Origin of the sequence: Rhizobium sp. JAB6, assembly GCF_003024605.1 — a bacterium.
Taxonomy (GTDB): domain Bacteria; phylum Pseudomonadota; class Alphaproteobacteria; order Rhizobiales; family Rhizobiaceae; genus Rhizobium.
The window spans coordinates 1,132,217-1,149,328 of the sequence record NZ_PYJQ01000009.1 but is presented as its reverse complement, the minus strand read 5'-3'; the positions used below and the strand labels follow the sequence as shown (position 1 = coordinate 1,149,328).

The following is a 17,112-nucleotide window of genomic DNA, read 5'->3' as shown; positions in this document are numbered from 1 at the left end:
TTACGGGATGTTAAATCGCACGTCAGAGCAAGGACTATCAGGAATCATTACGCCAGCGGAGCGTTGATCATAATCCGGCTTCAACTTAAGCTGCCGGTTTGATTGAAAAGTCTTTCCAAACGGGCTCAGTTTGGGCAAGTAAATTTTAAAGGGTTTCCCCTAGGGTGTCCGCCGCATCAGGGGAAGTCTGAATGAAGCCTCCAAGCCCGGACACCGTGCCGACGGATGTTTATCTGTCGTTTGTCAGCTCGCTTTTCGGAAACCGGAAAACGCTCTTTACGGGCGTATTCGTTCATATCCTCACATATGTCATCGTTTTTCTGAGCACACAGGCCAGCATCTTTCTGGCTTTATGCGTGGGGTTTGCCGTCGTCTTTGGCTTGCGGATCAATTTGTTCCGGCTGTTCGACGCAGCAGACAAGAATGGTCTTTCGCGCGCCGATATAGCCAGCTGGGAAACACGCTATGTCATCGGCGCCGCGGCGACGGCCGCCATTCTCGGCATCGGAAGCGCTTATGCCATCCTCATTCTGCGCAATCCGCTGGCGGAATTCATCTGCGTCGCCGTCACGATGGCCTCGATGGTGTCGATCGTCGGCCGCAACTACGGTTCACCTCGTGCGATCGATCTCCAGATTCTGGCCTGTTGCGTGCCGATCGTCATTGCCTGCCTGCTGTCGCAGGAGCTTTACAAGGGAATCGCGTCCCTCATGCTCATTCCGTTCGGACTGACGACGCGGGCAATGGCAAATGGCATGCGCGAATTTCTCTACAAGAACATTGTCGCCTCGCGCGAGATATCGTTGATGGCCGACAGGTTCGACACCGCGCTCAACAATATGACGCATGGGCTGTTCATGCTGGACGCCCAAAATCGGATCCTAGTCGTCAATCGGAAGGCATGCGAGCTCCTCAATTTCGCCGATCCGCAGCGACTCAAGGATTGCGAATTCGACGTCGTTCTACGCTATGGCGCCCGTCATGCCTTTATCGACGGATCGCTTCCCGGGCTCATTCAGCGGCAGTTGACACAGCTCGTCAGCGGTACGCTCTCCCGGACCCTCATTCAATTCAAGGAGGATCAGTTCCTGGAATTTTCGGCCAGCCGGCGCGCCGACGGGATCGTCATCCTGATCTTCGAAGACGTGACGGCGCGTATTCGCGCTGAGCGCAAGATCCTGCATATGGTGCGCTACGACCCTTTGACCGGGCTGCCGAACCGCGAGTATTTCCTGGAGCAGGTCAAGGAAAAGCTGGCGGCGCGCAATCGGGAAAGCCGCATCGGCATTCTGGTTCTGGATATCGATGACTTCAAACATGTCAACGATACCAAAGGGCACGTCGCGGGGGACCGTCTGCTGGTTGCCATAGCCGAGCGTCTGAAAGAGCTTGCCGGCACGACGGCGCTTGCCGCTCGTCTTATCGGCGATCAATTCGTGCTGTTCTTTCCGAATGAGGACGATGTTCCGGATATCGATGACCGCATCCGCGCCCTCCACGCGGCAATGGCCGGCACCTATAACGCGCAAGGCAGCAGCTTTCGGGTTTCCGTCAGCGGCGGGTATATGACCATGCCCAGCCGGGAATTCCGCCCGGAGGAGTGGCAGATCAAGGTCGATCTCGCACTCTTCGAAGCGAAATCCAGGACGAGGGGCGGCTGCAGTGCCTTCGAGCAGGAAATGGACGCACGCTATGTCGAGCGGCAGAAGCTGAAGGACGACTTGCGCGAGGCGGTGGAGGCCGGCAGGCTTCAGGCCGTCTATCAGCCGATGTACACGCCGGATGGCTCCCGCATTGAAAGCTGCGAGGCGCTTGCGCGCTGGATTCACCCGGAAAAGGGTTCGATCCCGCCCGATCTTTTCGTGCAGGTGGCGGAGGAAATAGGTATCGTTGCCGGCATCACCCGTTTCATGGTCAATCAGGCCTGCAAGGATTGTGCTTCATGGCCGGCGCCACTCGCCGTTTCCGTCAATCTCTCGGCGCAGGATCTGCGTAGCGAAGAGATTGTCACAACCGTCATGGCGGCGCTCGAGACCTCGGGATTGGAACCGTCCCGCCTGCATCTCGAAGTCACCGAAAGCTGCCTGATGGACGAGATGGCAACGGTACGCTCAATCCTCGAGGATCTGCGGGTCAGGGGCATCACGATCGCTATCGACGATTTCGGAACGGGATTTTCCAGTCTCAGCTACCTCGATACGCTGCCGGTGGATGTTGTGAAGATCGATCGGTCCTTCGTTCGCGACATCACCACGAACAGCCGTCGGTTCAAGCTGCTGTGCGGCATCGTCGACCTTTCCCGCGCCCTCAGCCTGCATGTAGTGATCGAAGGCGTCGAGACACTGGAGCAGCTGGCATTGGTCGTCGAGCGGAACCTGGCCGATATCATTCAGGGTTATGTATTTTCCCCTCCGATAGCCCAGGAGCAAGTCGTCGAGAAGGTCGCCAGTCTCAACAGGCGGCAGCCGGGAGCCGGTAGGCTCCTGCCGCCCGAGACCGTGAGATAGCCGGCGGCGGCGCGGTGGCATTTGGAAATCCTTGGGCAATTCGATCGGCCTGCCACCTGCGACCTTCTCGTGCATTGCATTTTTCCTCGCTTTGTGTAACGCCTCGGTGGAGGAAAATTGATTGCGGTATCCCCTGGCAGGATATCGCAGCTTTTGAGGATGAACTCCGGCCGGCAGTCTAGAACGTTTGTCGCGGAGAGGATTGAGGGGAGATTTCTGAATGGCCGAACATCACACTGGACCTGCTGAAGTGGGTGCTCCGATGGACTACAAGGAGCATGAGAAGACCTACAATCTTTTCATCTCAGGGGCCAAAGTCGGGTCTGCGATCGTCGCGTCCCTGCTGATCGCTATGGCGGCTGGTTTCTTCGGTCACGCCGGCTTTCTCGGCGGCATCCTGATATTCATCGTTCTGACCATCGCCAGCATCGTCCTGTTGCGCTGATATTGCAGCGCTGACCGATGCCGGGTCGATCGCCCACGCTTTCCCATCATTCTGCAGACCACAGCGCCGCTGCATTCTGAAGCGGCGCCGTCTGATGCGAGGTGTTGTCGTTGAGCAATCTTGTTTTCATAGCCAAGGAAAGCTTGGCCGACGAGACACGTGTTGCGGCCTCCGTCGAAACGGTAAAGAAGATGAGGAGCCTCGGTTTCGACGTGGTGGTCGAAGCGGGTGCGGGCGCCTTATCGCGCATCCCGGATGCCGAATATGAGGCTGCAGGCGCCCGGATCGGCTTGATCAAGGATGCGAAGGCGGCGGATGTCATCCTCAAGGTGAGACGTCCGACCAGCGAGGAGATCTCGGGCTACAAGAGCGGCGCCATCGTCATCGCCATCATGGATCCCTATGGCAATGAGGCTGCGCTCGCCGAGATGGCGCGTGCCGGGCTGACGAGCTTCGCCATGGAACTGATGCCGCGCATCACCCGCGCGCAGTCGATGGACGTCCTGTCGTCGCAGGCAAACCTCGCCGGCTATCAGGCCGTCATCGAGGCTGCAACCGTTTATGATCGGGCTCTGCCGATGATGATGACGGCGGCTGGCACGGTGCCGGCAGCGAAGGTGTTCGTCATGGGGGCAGGGGTTGCCGGCCTGCAGGCGATCGCCACCGCGCGGCGTCTCGGTGCGCAGGTCTCCGCGACCGACGTTCGTCCGGCTGCGAAGGAACAGGTCGCCTCGCTCGGCGCAAAATTCATCGCGGTCGAGGACGAGGAGTTCAAGGCGGCCGAGACCGCCGGCGGCTATGCCAAGGAGATGTCGAGGGAGTATCAAGCCAAGCAGGCAGCTCTCGTCTCCGATCATATTGCCAAGCAGGACATCATCATCACCACGGCACTGATCCCCGGCCGGCCGGCGCCGCGCCTCGTCGGGCGCGACATGCTGAAGGCGATGCGCGCTGGCGCCGTCGCCGTCGATCTGGCCGTGGAGCGTGGCGGCAATATCGAGGGCGCGGAATATAGCAAGGTCGCCGAGGTCGAAGGGGTCCGGGTGGTCGGCTATCCCAACATGGCCGGCCGGATCGCGGCCAGCGCGTCGGCTCTCTATGCCAAGAATCTCGTCACCTTCCTGGAGACGATGGTCGACAAGGATACGAAGAGCCTCGCCCTCAACCGCACCGATGAGCTGATCAAGGCCACGATGCTGACCGACGGTGGCGAGGTCGTGAACCCGAATTTCGTCGATCCCGACCAGCCGACGATCAAGAAGGGAGACCTCTGAGATGGCCAGCCAAGCGATGGACCAGGCACTCCAGCAACTGCATGATGCCGTTAACGCCGTCACGGCCGCCGCAGCGCAGGCCCCGGAGGCTGTGAGCGCGGCAACGGGCGGGGCAATCGATCCCTTCGTCTTCCAGCTGGCGATTTTCGTGCTGGCGATTTTCGTCGGCTACTATGTCGTATGGTCGGTGACGCCGGCTTTGCATACGCCGCTGATGGCGGTCACGAACGCCATTTCCTCGGTCATCGTCGTCGGCGCGCTGCTGGCCGTGGGAATTTCCGCAAGCGGTCTCGCCACCGGCTTCGGTTTCGTGGCGCTTGTGCTCGTTTCGGTCAATATCGTCGGCGGCTTCCTTGTCACCCAGCGCATGCTGGCGATGTACAAGAAGAAGGACAAGTGAGGACGGCATGCTGAGCAATATCGCGGCTTTCCTCTATCTCGTTTCCGGTGTGCTCTTCATCCTGGCGCTGCGCGGCCTCTCGCATCCGGCAACCAGCCGGCGCGGCAATCTCTACGGCATGATCGGCATGGGCATTGCCATCGCTACCACGCTGGTGCTGGCGACGCCATCCTTCGGCGGCTTCGTGCTGATCGTTCTCGGCCTTGCCATCGGCGGCGGAGCGGGTGCCTATATCGCGCGCGTCATCCCGATGACCTCGATGCCGCAGCTCGTGGCGGGTTTCCACTCGCTGGTCGGTCTGGCCGCCGTCCTCGTGGCCGCTTCGGCGCTCTACACGCCGTCCTCCTTCGGCATCGGTGAGATCGGCCACATCCACACCGAGGCTCGCATCGAGATGGCGATCGGTGTGGCGATCGGCGCACTGACGTTCACCGGCTCGATCATTGCCTTCCTGAAGCTCGACGGGCGCATGTCCGGCAAGCCGATCCTGCTGCCGAACCGGCATGTCATCAATGCCGCCCTGCTTGTGCTGATTGTATTCTTCATCATCAGCCTGGCGGCGAGCGAGAGCCATTTCGCTTTCTGGGCCGTGGTCTTGCTGTCGCTGGCGCTGGGTGTTCTTTTGATCGTGCCGATCGGCGGCGCCGACATGCCCGTCGTCGTGTCGATGCTGAACTCCTATTCCGGTTGGGCTGCCGCCGGCATCGGCTTCACGCTCGGCAACCTCGCGCTCATCATTACCGGCGCGCTTGTCGGCTCCTCGGGTGCGATCCTGTCCTACATCATGTGCAAGGGCATGAACCGCTCCTTCATTTCGGTCATTCTCGGCGGTTTCGGCGGCGAGACCGCCTCGGGAGGAGCCGACAATTCCGACAAGACCGTGAAGCTCGGCTCGGCCGAGGATGCGGCCTATCTGATGGCGAATGCCTCCAAGGTCATCATCGTGCCGGGTTACGGCATGGCGGTGGCGCAGGCTCAGCATGCCCTGCGCGAGATGGCCGACAGGCTGAAGGCGCATGGCGTCGAGGTGAAATATGCCATCCACCCCGTCGCCGGCCGCATGCCGGGGCACATGAACGTGCTGCTCGCCGAGGCCAACGTGCCTTATGACGAGGTCTTCGAGCTCGAGGACATCAATTCGGAATTCGCCCAGGCCGATGTCGCCTATGTCATCGGCGCCAATGACGTCACCAATCCGGCGGCGCGCGACGACAAGTCCTCGCCGATCTACGGCATGCCGATCCTCGATGTCGACAAGGCGAAGACCTGCCTTTTCGTCAAGCGTTCGCTCGGTTCCGGCTATGCCGGCATCGACAATACGCTGTTCTACAAGGACGGCACGATGATGCTTCTGGGTGACGCCAAGAAGGTGACCGAGGACATCGTCAAGGCGATGAACGAGTAGGCTGCGGCTGCGCCCGCAAGGGCGGCGTTCCCGACCTCAGTTCCTTTGACGCTCCATCGTGTTGCGCGGCGCGGTGAGTATCCAGACGAGTCCGGCCGGACGGAAATCGACCTCGACATGGCCGCTGAAAGAGGCTGCGGCATGGGTTTTGGTGACGGTGGTACCGAAGCCGGTATCGCTCGGCGGTTTGACCGGCGGACCGCCGCTTTCGGTCCAGACGAAACGGATCATGGTGCCTGTTTCAGCGGCTTCGTTCGTCCATTCGAGAGTGATCTTGCCCTCCGGTGCGGAAAGCGCGCCATATTTAACCGAATTGGTGGCAAGCTCGTGCAGGACCAGGCCGAGATTCTGCACGGCCTCCGGCTTCAGCAGGAAGTCATTGCCGAGAACGTCGAGCTGCTGAGGTCCCTGCAGGAAGGTTGCGAGATGAATATCGATGACGCGGCGCAGCGATACGCCGGACCATTGTTCACTGGTCAGCACCTCGATCGAGCGAGCCAGGCCCTCCAGCCGGTCGGCGACCGCCCGCTGGAACGTATCGACGCTGTCGGTCTGCCGTGCGAGCTGGCGTGTCATCGCCTGGGCGAGCGCCAGCAGGTTCTTGGTGCGGTGGACGAGCTCATGCATGACGAAATGCAGCCGGTCCTCGGTGACGCTGCGGTCGAAGGATGCGTTGGAAAGCGCAACGGCCACCTGGTTTGCCTCGATAACGCTGGTATCGATAGGCGACACGATTTCGCCTCGACCCATGCGGTCCGCCATGTCGGCTATGCTCTGGATGGTCGTGCGCACCTGACGCGCCAGCGCATAGACGGCAACCAGCGCGATCAGCAGCAGCGTCACGCCGCCATAGATCAGGAAACGCCAGGTGCTCATCAGCGACTGCTGGGCGGATGCGATCGGTCCCCAGACGATGGCCTTCCAGGACCATCCGGAGATCTGTGCATAGCCGAGCACCGCATTGGGGAGGGTTTTTTCGTCCTGGTAGACGCCGCTGGATGCGATCAGCTTCGGCAGAATGTCCTTGTTGAACATGTCACCCGGCGCAAGGGTCGTCGGGCCGCCGGCAGCGACGACGTGGCCCGATTTATCCACAATGGCGGCGGACCAGCCGGGCGGCAGAGCCTGCGTCGTCACGAGCTTGGCGAGCTCGTCGGCATCCTGGGTTACCGCCAGAGCGGCGCCCGCTGGCGAATGTTCGAGGGGCAGGGTGACGTTATAGACCCAACGGCGGGCGTTCGAGCCTATGAAGACGTCGGATGCCTCGATGCGGCCCGAGTTCAATGCAGATTGCAGCGCTGCAATATTGCCCGTCTTGCCGAGCGGTTTTCCAAGCGGCCAGCGGGTATTCAGCCGAAGCTGGCCATCCTTTTCCATGAGCAGCACGAACAGCGAATCGGTGCGCAGGACCGTTTCCGTGCGGGCGAAGAAGGTGGCGATGTCGTTGCGTTCGAGTTCCGGCGAGGAAGACAGGAGGCGCAACGTCGTCGCCATATCCTGCAATTGGCGATCGATGGCACGTGCCAGCGCCTGCGCATCCTGGACGGTATCACCCTTCAGCACATCGCGCTCGTTGTTCTCGAGCTGAACCAGAAGCAGCGCGACGAAGGCGAGAATAGGCAAGGCAATCGCCAGAGCGATGGCGATCAGATAGGCACCGATCGACGCTTTCGGAAAATGCGGTTTTCTCATGAAGCGATCAACCGATCGTGCCTCCACGAGAACCCGACGCGCCAGCAAATACAAAGAGAATGGTATTGGTCATCATGCCAGCGCCCCCGTGCCCCGATCCGAGCTACATGCTCCAGAAGCGCCATGTTAGGGCTCGGTAAATTTCCTTGCAACATCTGAAAAGTCATTGCTTCGAAATCATAAGCGATCTCGCATATTTAGGCTGCGGCGACGCATCCCTGCGGTTGCGCCGGCCGCCTCGCCGGGCTAGGAAAAGCGAGAGAGCCGAAACGGCGCAAGATCGTGAGCCTCGCTGCCATCGACGATTTCCTGCGCGGCGAGCAGGCCGACGAGCGGTGCGAGCGTAATGCCGGAATGCAGAACTGCGAGGTAGAGGCCGGGCGCCGCACCGGCATTGCCCAGGATCGGCAGACCGTCTTTCGGGGTTGGGCGATAGCCTACGGTGTGGAAATCGAGTTCCAGCGCCTCGCCGCCTTTCAATGCCGCTCTGACCTTGTCGAAGAGCGCGTCGGCAGCCGCCTGAGGGTTATCGCCGGGATCGGTGCCGCCGAAGTCGCTGCCGGCTATGATTCGTCCTTCCGCCGTCTGGCGCAGATGCAGTTCCGGCGCCATCACCAGACCGTTCAACATTTTCGGTGCGGGTTGGGAATGGACGATGAGCCCCGGAGGTGTTTCGAGCGGCACGAGAATGTCCGCCGAGGCGGCGAGTGCCGCCGTGCCTGCACCGGCAGCCAGAACCACATGATCGGCATGCATCGGCCCTTCGCTCGTTTCGATGCCGACAATGCGCTCCCCTTGCCTCAGCAGACCCTTGACTTGGACATTGGATGACAGGATCGCGCCCCGAAGGCGGGCATCTTCCAGCAGCAGTTTGGCGGCCGCTACGGGTTCGACAGCGCCTTCTTCAGCGACATGCAGAGCATAGTCTGGCGGATTGGCGAGGTTCGGTTCTAGCATCGCAATCGTCGCCCGGTTGACCGGCTGTATGCCATAGCCCCAGCCATGATGCTGCGCCGCATAGGCGTCCAGTTCCGCCTCGGGAAGATCCCAGCTGAGGCCGCCACACCAGGATAGCGGGATATCAGGCAGATCAGCCTTCAGCCTCGACCACTCGGCCATCGAGCGGTGACGGACATGGAAGTAGAATTCCGGATTGCCCCAGCTTGCATTGATCCAGGCGAAGGAATTCGGGGTCGCAACGCCGCCGATCTGCTGCGCGACCACCGTTACCGACGCGCCCTTGCGGCTCAGATGCCAGGCAACGGAAGCCCCGATGATGCCGGCGCCGATGACGATGATTTTCTGCGGGGAGGGCATGTCTTTGTCTCACTTGAACGGGTGAGCGGGAGACTACAGCATGTCGCGCAAAAGTGTGCAGCGGTTTTGCGATAACGACATGCGCGAAATCAAAGACCCGAACAAAGAAAAGCCGCCGGGCGAAGGATCGCCGGCGGCTGGATGTCTTGCCGGGATACGACTCTGTGTCAGGCGCCGGCGCCGACACGCGCCAGGCCGTCTCTGGCCGGCTGATAGTTGGGATCGAGATTGACCGCGTGCTGATAGGAGCGGCGGGCTTTCGCCTTGTCGCCTTTGCGCTCATAGACGAAGGCCTGGTTTGCCCAGGATTCGGCGAGCTTGTTGTTCAGCTCGATCGCATGGTTGAAATCGGCAAAAGCGTTGTCGTCGTCGTTCTGCGCGAGATAGGAGATGCCGCGGCTGTTGTAAGGCTCCGGCGAGTTCGGCGACAGCGAGATCGCCTTGGAGAAATCATCGATCGCCTTATCCTGCTGATTGCGCTTCTGGTAGATCACGCCACGGCCGTTATAGGCGCGTCCATCAGTCGTCCCGAGGCTGATGGCCTTCGAATAATCATTGAAGGCGTCGTTGTCGCGGCCGGCCTGACGGTAAAGATTGCCGCGGCCGATATAGGCGACGTCGTAGTTCGGATTGATCTGCAGCGCCGCATTATAATCCGCCACCGCTTCCGGCAGCTTGCCCATGTTGCGGTAGATGAGCGCGCGGTTGGCATAGGCCTGGTAGAATTTCGGATTGAGCTGGATCGCCTGATTGAAATCGCCAAGAGCCCGGTTGAAATCGCCGCCGCGGCCATAGGCAGTGCCGCGCACATTGTAGCCTTCCGGATCCTGTGGATTGGCATTGATGACTGATGTCAGCGAGGCAATATTTTCGGACGAGCCTTGCGCCTTGTCGATCTGGATCACGTTATCTGTGGTGGCAGTCTGGCAGCTGGAAAGGCTGATTGCGGCAAGTATCGCCAAAGCAGGCAGCACCACGGCGCGCTTCGAAACGGCTAAGGAGAGGTTCGAAGTGCGGAACTTTACGGAAGTCGTCATTGCCATTATCGGGTTCGCTTTCCCCATGCGTCATATCAGGCTGTTCTGATTTAATCCGATTTGCGTAGAGAATAAATCAAAAAGGCGGCGGCGAACGACTCGCCCCCGCCACACATGCATCTGAAAACGTCGAAAAAACGGCGATTACTTGGCAACAAGGCCTTCGCGCTGAGCGCGCTTGCGAGCAAGCTTGCGAACGCGACGAACAGCTTCAGCCTTTTCGCGAGCACGCTTCTGCGACGGCTTTTCATAGTAGTCGCGCATCTTCATTTCGCGGAAAATACCTTCGCGCTGCATCTTCTTCTTGAGAGCGCGGAGAGCCTGGTCGACATTGTTATCGCGGACAAGTACCTGCACGAGAATCACGTTCCTTTGGTTTTGGTTGATGCCAGCGGCGACGGCAGCGCCAGGAGGCAAAAATATTACGTTCGCGCAGCCGCAGCCTTGCGATTGGGAGGCGGGATAGCAGATCGGTTTGTCAAAGTCTAGCCAGATCGTGAGTTTGCAGAGGAAAAAGCGGTTTGTCGAGCACCGAATTCAGCCGGCCATGCCCGTGGCGCTTCATCGGAGCTGTTGAATAAGGGATTAGCGGACCCCGATCTTTGCGACATGGAGGTGCTTATATGAGTATTTCGGATCATAGTCATTCGCGCATGACGGCGATTGCATCGTGCGAGCAATGGTCCGAGCAAAGGAGGAATCGTTTTATGAAATCGCTTGGCTTTGCTGTCGTCGGAAGACTGCTCGCGCCGCCTATATTGGCGCTGGTCGTTCTTGCTGCAGCGCGTGCCTCGTCCGCGCCGGCGAGCTGCGTTTCGGCAAGAGTGTCCGGATCGGCGGCCACGATTTTTCCAACCAAACCTGTGACAACAAACACCGGGCAAGAATCTATCTTTACAAGGGAAAGCCGCGGAATGGGGGGTGTGTCTGGCACAAGGATGGCCATGATGGGCGGGTGAAGGTCTGCCATCTGCAACGCAAATAGATCTGCTAAGCAGTCATGGGCTGGCCACTCGACTGAATGGCAATTTTAACCGTGTCGAAAGACGGTCCTAAATGCGTCGCAAAAGAGCCGTTGTGTCGGTTTTCGATTTGCGATTTGTATGACCTACAAGAAGGGCGTCTTGCCTGAAGGAGTTGAGGGCGAATGCGTAAATACTCGGTTTTTGCCGTGGCACGGGAAGCGATGCGGGCTCACAAGGGCTGGGAGGCTCAATGGACCTCGCCGGAGCCGCGCAAGGAGTATGACGTCATCATCGTCGGCGCCGGCGGTCATGGGCTGGGCGCGGCCTATTATCTCGCCAAGGAGCACGGCATCACCAATGTCGCCGTGATCGAGAAGGGTTGGCTCGGCGGCGGCAATACCGGCCGCAACACGACCATCATCCGCTCGAACTATCTCTATGAAGAGAGCATGCACATCTACGAGCATTCGATGAAGCTCTGGGAAGGGCTGTCTCAGGATCTCAATTACAATGTCATGTATTCGCCGCGCGGCGTGATGATGCTGTCGCACAATGTGCATGACCAGCAGTCCTTCAAGCGCCATATCCACGCCAACAGTCTCTATGGCATCGACAATGAATGGCTGACGCCCGAGCAGGCCAAGGCCTATTGTCCGCCGCTCGATATTTCGAAGACGGCACGCTATCCGATCAATGGCGCCGCCCTACAGCGCCGCGGCGGCACAGCCCGCCATGATGCCGTCGCGTGGGGATATGCCCGTGCTGCTTCCGATCGCGGCGTGCACATCATCCAGAATTGCGAAGTAACCGGCATTCGCCGCGGGCCGGATGGCCGTGTGACGGGTGTCGAAACGAGCAAGGGCTTCATCGGCGCCAAGAAGGTCGGCGTTTCCGCCGCCGGCCACACCACGGTCGTCATGCAGATGGCCGGTGTGCGAGTGCCGCTGCAATCTAGCCCGCTGCAGGCGCTCGTGTCCGAGCCGCTGAAGCCGATCTTCCCCTGCGTCGTCATGTCGAACACTGTGCACGCCTATATCTCGCAGTCCGACAAGGGCGAACTCGTCATCGGCGCCGGCACGGATCAATACAACTCCTATAGCCAGACCGGCGGTCTGCAGATCATCACCCATACGCTGGATGCGATCTGCGAGCTGTTCCCGATGTTCCGCCGCGTGAAGATGATGCGCTCCTGGGGCGGCATCGTCGACAATACCCCCGACCGTTCGGCGATCCAGTCGAAGACGCCGGTGCCCGGGCTCTATGTCAATTGCGGCTGGGGCACCGGCGGCTTCAAGGCGACGCCGGGGTCGGCCAATCTTTTTGCGCATCTGATTGCCCGCGACGAGCCGCATAAGTTCAATGCCGGCCTGACGCTGGAACGCTTCCGCACCGGCCGTCTGATTGATGAGGCGGCGGCGGCCGCCGTGGCACACTGATGCCCGCCGCGGTCGGCATGGGCCTGGTCAATCTGGGGATGACCGACGTGCCGAAGCCCTACGGATCGCTTGAGGCGCTGTTGAAGCGCATACACCTTTCGTCACTATGGGACGGCAGCTTTGCGCGCAGCCTCCCGGTACAAGCCTTTCGGGCTCCGAGCTTTAACACAGGTAGAAAACGATGCTGCTGATTTACTGCCCCTATTGCGAGGAAGAGCGTTCGGAACTCGAATTCCGCAACGCCGGCGACGCGCATATCGTTCGGCCGGCCAATATTGCCGGAATCTCGGATGAAGAATTCGAGGAATATTTCTTCCTGCGCGACAATCCGAAGGGCCTGATCTTCGAGCGCTGGCGGCACATTCATGGCTGCGGCCGCTTCTTCAATGCGGCGCGCGACACGGTGAGCGATCACTTCTACCGGACCTACAAGGCCGGCGAGCCGAAACCGGATCCGGCGACGCTGCTGCCGGGCGCGGCCGAACCGGTGGCGCAGCAACGGAACGAACAGGAACAGACGGCACCAACAGAGGGATTCGTTGAATGAGCGGCGCCAATCGTATCGCGGGCAAGGGACGTCTGACGCCGGCCAGAACCGCTCGCTTCACTTTTGACGGCAAGACCTATACCGCGCTCGAAGGCGATACCGTCGCCTCGGCGCTGCTTGCCAACGGCGTCCATCTGGTCGGCCGATCCTTCAAGTACCACCGTCCGCGCGGTATCCTGTCGGCTGGAGCCGAAGAGCCGAACGCGCTGCTCGATATCTCCCGCGACGCGGCGCGGCGGCAGCCGAACGTACGGGCCAGCGTGCAGGAAGTCTTCGACGGCATGAAGGCTCAGTCGCAGAACCGCTGGCCGTCGCTCGCCTTCGATATCGGTGGCGTCAACAATCTGATGTCGCCCTTCTTTGCTGCCGGCTTCTACTACAAGACCTTCATGTGGCCGAAGTCGGCCTGGAAACATCTCTACGAGCCCTTCATCCGCCGTGCCGCCGGCCTTGGTGTCGCGCCGACGGAAGAGGATCCGGATCATTATGCCAGCCGCTATGCCCATTGTGACGTTCTCGTCGTCGGTGCCGGCGTTGCGGGTCTTTCCGCAGCACTTGCGGCTGCTGAAACCGGCGCCAAGGTCATCCTCTGCGACGAGCAGCCGGAGGTCGGCGGCGCGCTCCGCTTCGATACCGGCATCAAGATCGACGGTGTCGAAGGCTATGAGTGGGCGCAGGTGACCTTCGCCAAGCTTAAGGCGATGCCGAATGTCCAGGTGCTGACGCGGACGACCGCCTTCGGCTATTACAACCACAATTTCTTTGGTCTTGCCGAACGGGTGACCGACCATCTGGCCAAACCCGGCCGCAACCTGCCGCGCGAGCGGTTGTGGCAGGTTCGCGCCAAGCGCGCCGTTCTGGCGACGGGCGCCATCGAACGCCACATGGTATTCCCGAACAATGACCGGCCGGGCATCATGCTGGCTTCGGCGGCGCGCGCCTATCTCAATCATTATGGAGTCGCCGTCGGCGCGAAGATCGGCGTCTACACGGCGCATGATTCGGCCTATGAGGCCGCCTTCGATCTCAAGCGTGCCGGCATTTCCATCGCTGCCATCGTCGACAGCCGCGCGCGGCCGGGCGAGGCGGTTCTCGCCGAAGCAAAGCGGCTCGGCATCGAGGTCATGACCGACTATGCCGTCGTCGATACATCAGGCAAACTGCGGGTCTCCTCCATGACCGTCTCGCGCAATGGCAGCTCCGCCACCCGTAAGATCCCGGTGGATGCCCTGCTGGTTTCGGCCGGCTGGACGCCGTCCGTGCATCTCTTCTCGCAGTCGCGCGGCAAATTGAAATTCGATACAGAGAAGCAGCGCTTCCTGCCGGGCACCTATGTTCAGGATTGCCTTTCGGTCGGTGCCTGCAACGGTACGGACGGGCTGCAGGCCGCGATCGAGGAATCGCTTGCCGCCGGCGAACTGATGGCGCGCGCCACGGGCAGCACCAATGGCGGAGAGAAGATCCAGCTTCAGGCCGAACAGGCATTCGAATGGACCGGCGGCATGATCGGTGCGGCCGAGGGCGCCGGACCGGATACGAATGCGAAAGCTTTCGTCGACTTCCAGCATGATGTTTGCGCCAAGGATATCCGGCTTGCCGTGCGCGAAGGCATGCATTCCATCGAGCACATCAAGCGCTTCACCACCAACGGCATGGCCTCCGACCAGGGCAAGCTTTCCAACATGCACGGGCTGGCGATCGCTGCCGAAATGCTCGGCAAGGATATTCCTCAGGTCGGTCTCACCACCTTCCGTGCGCCCTATACGCCTGTCACTTATGGCACGCTGATCAGCCATTCGCGCGGGGCTCTCTTCGATCCTGCCCGCAAGACGCCGATGCATGCCTGGGAAGAGGCGCACGGCGCGATCTTCGAGGATGTCGGCAACTGGAAGCGCGCCTGGTTCTACCCGCGCGCCGGTGAAACAATGCATCAGGCCGTCAACCGCGAGTGCCGCACGGCGCGCGAAGTGGCCGGCGTGTTCGATGCCTCGACGCTCGGCAAGATCGAAGTGGTCGGGCCTGATGCGGCCGAATTCCTGAATCTGATCTACACCAATGCCTGGGATACGCTGAAGCCCGGCCGTTGCCGCTACGGCATCATGACCCGCGAAGACGGCTTCGTTTATGATGATGGCGTCGTCGGGCGTCTGGCCGAGGATCGCTTCCATGTGACCACAACGACCGGCGGCGCGCCGCGTGTGCTGCATCACATGGAAGACTATCTGCAGACCGAGTTCCCGCATCTGAAGGTGTGGCTGACCTCCACCACAGAGCAATGGGCAGTCATCGCCGTACAGGGTCCGAAGGCACGCGAGATCATCGAGCCGCTCGTCGAGGGCCAGGATCTTTCCAACGAGGCCTTCCCGCATATGAGCGTGGCCGAGTGCAAGGTCTGCGGCGTCCCGGCACGGCTGTTCCGCGTCTCCTTCACCGGTGAGGTCGGCTACGAAATCAACGTGCCGGCGGACTACGGACAGTCGGTCTGGGAGGCCGTCTGGGCTCGCGCCGAGCCGCTGGGCGCCTGCGCCTACGGCACGGAGACCATGCACGTGCTGCGCGCCGAGAAGGGCTACATCATCGTCGGCCAGGATACCGACGGTACGGTCACGCCCGACGATGCCGGCCTTGCCTGGGCCGTCTCCAAGAAGAAGACCGATTTCGTCGGCATTCGCGGGCTGAAGCGGCCGGATCTCGTCAAGGAAGGGCGCAAGCAGCTCGTCGGTCTCGTTACCCGCGATCCGAAGGTGGTGCTGGAGGAGGGCGCACAGATCGTCGCCGATCCGAATGAGCCGAAGCCGATGACCATGCTCGGCCATGTCACTTCGGCCTACTGGTCCGAAAATCTCGGCCGCTCCATCGCCTTCGCGCTGGTTGCTGGCGGTCGCGAGCGCATGGGCAAGACGCTCTATGTGCCGATGCCCGACAAGACGATATCAGTCGAGGTGACGGATCTGGTGTTCTTTGACAAGGAAGGAGGCCGAATCAATGGCTGATCTCGCTACCCGCAAACTGCCGCTCGCCGGCCGCCACGGTGGTTCCTCGACCGTCCGGCTGACGCCAGCGGCGCCCGCAAGCCGCATTTCGCTGCGCGCGCCGGCCGATTCCGTCCATGGTCTTTCACAGGCGCTCGGCCTGCAGCTGCCGACCCGGCCGAAGACCTCGGCCAGTGCCAATGGCCGTCATGGCCTGTGGCTCGGCCCGGACGAATGGCTCGTCATCGATGAAAACGGCGCCGAGCTGGTCGGCGTGGCTGCATCGTCAGGCGTGCTGCATTCGGCGACCGATGTCTCGCATCGCAATACCGCAGTCATTGTCTCTGGGCCGGGTGCAGAAGCGACGCTTGCCGCCGGCTGCCCGCAGGACGTGTCCTTGAGCGCATTCCCCGTCGGCGCCTGCTCGCGCACGCTGCTCGGTAAGGCGGAAGTGGTGATCCTGCGGCTCGATGAGGAGACATTCCGCGTCGAGGTCTGGCGCTCCTTCTCCGACTATGCCTTCGGCCTTCTCGCCGAGGGTGCGGAGGATGCAGGCCTTTAAAAGGCCGGCATCAGTGTAGCTCAGACCTCTTCCGGCCGATCCTTCGGGTCGAACTGCGATATGGTCGTCCATGTCGCAGTCATCGCCGGTTTGTGCTCGTTTTCAATCTCGACGGTTACATCATAGGTCAGCATCAGCATATTGGCGCCGCGCAGCCGCGTTTCGGCGAGCGTGAAACGCCCGCGCACGCGCGCGCCGCACTTGACCGGCGACATGAAGCGGATCTTCTCGAAGCCGTAATTGATGCCCATGGTCTGTTCGCGGATTTTCGGCAGGCCGCTATAATTCATCGCCGAGAGCAGCGAGAGTGTCAGGAAGCCATGGGCGATGGTGCCGCCATAGGCCGTTTCCGCTTTGGCACGTTCGGGATCGACATGGATGAACTGGTGATCGAGCGTCGCATCGGCAAAGGTGTCGATCATCGTCTGGTCGACGGTGATCCAATCGGAAACGCCGATCTCCGTTCCCACAAGCTTCATGATCTCAACAAGCGAAATTTCGCCGGGCATGCCATCCTCGTCAGTCGGTGTCGTCAAAACCCTTTCTGGCGAAT

Annotated in this window: 15 protein-coding genes; 9 read left to right on the top strand and 6 right to left on the bottom strand. The window is 60.9% G+C overall.

What is annotated here, in order from left to right:
• The first annotated feature begins 191 nt into the window (after positions 1–191).
• From C7U61_RS15620 to C7U61_RS15600, 5 genes are all read left to right on the top strand, one after another.
• On the top strand, positions 192–2,507 hold the full coding sequence (locus tag C7U61_RS15620) for an EAL domain-containing protein (RefSeq protein WP_106998924.1): 2,316 nt from the start codon (positions 192–194) through the stop codon (positions 2,505–2,507).
• A 220-nt stretch (positions 2,508–2,727) separates the two neighbouring features.
• The gene (locus tag C7U61_RS15615; RefSeq protein WP_106998923.1) at positions 2,728–2,952 is read left to right on the top strand and encodes an aa3-type cytochrome c oxidase subunit IV; all 225 of its coding nucleotides are present in this window, start codon (positions 2,728–2,730) and stop codon (positions 2,950–2,952) included.
• A 110-nt stretch (positions 2,953–3,062) separates the two neighbouring features.
• Complete coding sequence (locus C7U61_RS15610; protein WP_106998922.1) at positions 3,063–4,226, top strand: Re/Si-specific NAD(P)(+) transhydrogenase subunit alpha; 1,164 nt, start codon at positions 3,063–3,065, stop codon at positions 4,224–4,226.
• A 1-nt stretch (position 4,227) separates the two neighbouring features.
• A complete protein-coding gene (locus C7U61_RS15605; protein WP_106998921.1) occupies positions 4,228–4,626 on the top strand; it encodes a proton-translocating transhydrogenase family protein in 399 nt (132 codons plus the stop codon).
• Positions 4,627–4,636: 10 nt separating this feature from the next.
• Positions 4,637–6,031: an NAD(P)(+) transhydrogenase (Re/Si-specific) subunit beta gene (locus tag C7U61_RS15600; RefSeq protein ID WP_106999127.1), complete on the top strand. Its 1,395-nt coding sequence runs from the start codon at positions 4,637–4,639 to the stop codon at positions 6,029–6,031.
• 36 nt (positions 6,032–6,067) lie between these two features.
• Here the strand turns inward: C7U61_RS15600 and C7U61_RS15595 are convergent, their stop codons facing one another.
• The 5 genes from C7U61_RS15595 to C7U61_RS19545 form a co-directional block, all read right to left on the bottom strand.
• Positions 6,068–7,723 (bottom strand): sensor histidine kinase, encoded by a 1,656-nt coding sequence (locus C7U61_RS15595; protein ID WP_106998920.1) that lies wholly within the window; start codon positions 7,721–7,723, stop codon positions 6,068–6,070.
• A gap of 246 nt (positions 7,724–7,969) precedes the next feature.
• On the bottom strand, positions 7,970–9,040 hold the full coding sequence (locus C7U61_RS15590; protein WP_106998919.1) for an FAD-binding oxidoreductase: 1,071 nt from the start codon (positions 9,038–9,040) through the stop codon (positions 7,970–7,972).
• 167 nt (positions 9,041–9,207) lie between these two features.
• Positions 9,208–10,083, bottom strand: a complete 876-nt coding sequence (locus tag C7U61_RS15580) for a tetratricopeptide repeat protein (RefSeq protein WP_245410805.1) — start codon at positions 10,081–10,083, stop codon at positions 9,208–9,210.
• A 138-nt stretch (positions 10,084–10,221) separates the two neighbouring features.
• A complete protein-coding gene (rpsU, locus tag C7U61_RS15575) occupies positions 10,222–10,434 on the bottom strand; it encodes a 30S ribosomal protein S21 (RefSeq protein WP_004117638.1) in 213 nt (70 codons plus the stop codon).
• 286 nt (positions 10,435–10,720) lie between these two features.
• Complete coding sequence (locus tag C7U61_RS19545; protein ID WP_162718316.1) at positions 10,721–11,047, bottom strand: hypothetical protein; 327 nt, start codon at positions 11,045–11,047, stop codon at positions 10,721–10,723.
• A 177-nt stretch (positions 11,048–11,224) separates the two neighbouring features.
• Here C7U61_RS19545 and C7U61_RS15565 point away from each other — a divergent pair, with 177 nt between their 5' ends.
• The 4 genes from C7U61_RS15565 (at position 11,225) to C7U61_RS15550 (ending at position 16,559) form a co-directional block, all read left to right on the top strand.
• On the top strand, positions 11,225–12,478 hold the full coding sequence (locus C7U61_RS15565) for a sarcosine oxidase subunit beta family protein (protein WP_106998917.1): 1,254 nt from the start codon (positions 11,225–11,227) through the stop codon (positions 12,476–12,478).
• A gap of 181 nt (positions 12,479–12,659) precedes the next feature.
• The gene (locus tag C7U61_RS15560; protein WP_106998916.1) at positions 12,660–13,025 is read left to right on the top strand and encodes a sarcosine oxidase subunit delta; all 366 of its coding nucleotides are present in this window, start codon (positions 12,660–12,662) and stop codon (positions 13,023–13,025) included.
• Entirely contained in the window at positions 13,022–16,018 is a 2,997-nt protein-coding gene (locus C7U61_RS15555; RefSeq protein ID WP_106998915.1) for a sarcosine oxidase subunit alpha, read from the top strand. The genes C7U61_RS15560 and C7U61_RS15555 overlap by 4 nt, the downstream gene beginning before the upstream one ends.
• Positions 16,011–16,559 carry a sarcosine oxidase subunit gamma gene (locus C7U61_RS15550; protein WP_106998914.1) on the top strand — a complete coding sequence of 183 codons (549 nt, stop codon included), beginning with the start codon at positions 16,011–16,013 and terminating at the stop codon, positions 16,557–16,559. The genes C7U61_RS15555 and C7U61_RS15550 overlap by 8 nt, the downstream gene beginning before the upstream one ends.
• Before the next feature lie 20 nt (positions 16,560–16,579).
• On the opposite strand, the gene C7U61_RS15545 is transcribed toward C7U61_RS15550, so the two are convergent.
• Entirely contained in the window at positions 16,580–17,068 is a 489-nt protein-coding gene (locus tag C7U61_RS15545; RefSeq protein ID WP_106998913.1) for a MaoC family dehydratase, read from the bottom strand.
• Positions 17,069–17,112 lie beyond the last annotated feature (44 nt).

Coding starts and splice junctions, on each gene's coding strand:
- C7U61_RS15620 (WP_106998924.1), top strand. CDS start 192: ATGAAGCCTCCAAGCCCGGACACCGTGCCGACGGATGTTTATCTGTCG.
- C7U61_RS15615 (WP_106998923.1), top strand. CDS start 2,728: ATGGCCGAACATCACACTGGACCTGCTGAAGTGGGTGCTCCGATGGAC.
- C7U61_RS15605 (WP_106998921.1), top strand. CDS start 4,228: ATGGCCAGCCAAGCGATGGACCAGGCACTCCAGCAACTGCATGATGCC.
- C7U61_RS15595 (WP_106998920.1), bottom strand. CDS start 7,723: ATGAGAAAACCGCATTTTCCGAAAGCGTCGATCGGTGCCTATCTGATC.
- C7U61_RS15590 (WP_106998919.1), bottom strand. CDS start 9,040: ATGCCCTCCCCGCAGAAAATCATCGTCATCGGCGCCGGCATCATCGGG.
- C7U61_RS15580 (WP_245410805.1), bottom strand. CDS start 10,083: ATGGCAATGACGACTTCCGTAAAGTTCCGCACTTCGAACCTCTCCTTA.
- C7U61_RS19545 (WP_162718316.1), bottom strand. CDS start 11,047: ATGGCAGACCTTCACCCGCCCATCATGGCCATCCTTGTGCCAGACACA.
- C7U61_RS15565 (WP_106998917.1), top strand. CDS start 11,225: ATGCGTAAATACTCGGTTTTTGCCGTGGCACGGGAAGCGATGCGGGCT.
- C7U61_RS15560 (WP_106998916.1), top strand. CDS start 12,660: ATGCTGCTGATTTACTGCCCCTATTGCGAGGAAGAGCGTTCGGAACTC.
- C7U61_RS15555 (WP_106998915.1), top strand. CDS start 13,022: ATGAGCGGCGCCAATCGTATCGCGGGCAAGGGACGTCTGACGCCGGCC.
- C7U61_RS15550 (WP_106998914.1), top strand. CDS start 16,011: ATGGCTGATCTCGCTACCCGCAAACTGCCGCTCGCCGGCCGCCACGGT.
- C7U61_RS15545 (WP_106998913.1), bottom strand. CDS start 17,068: ATGCCCGGCGAAATTTCGCTTGTTGAGATCATGAAGCTTGTGGGAACG.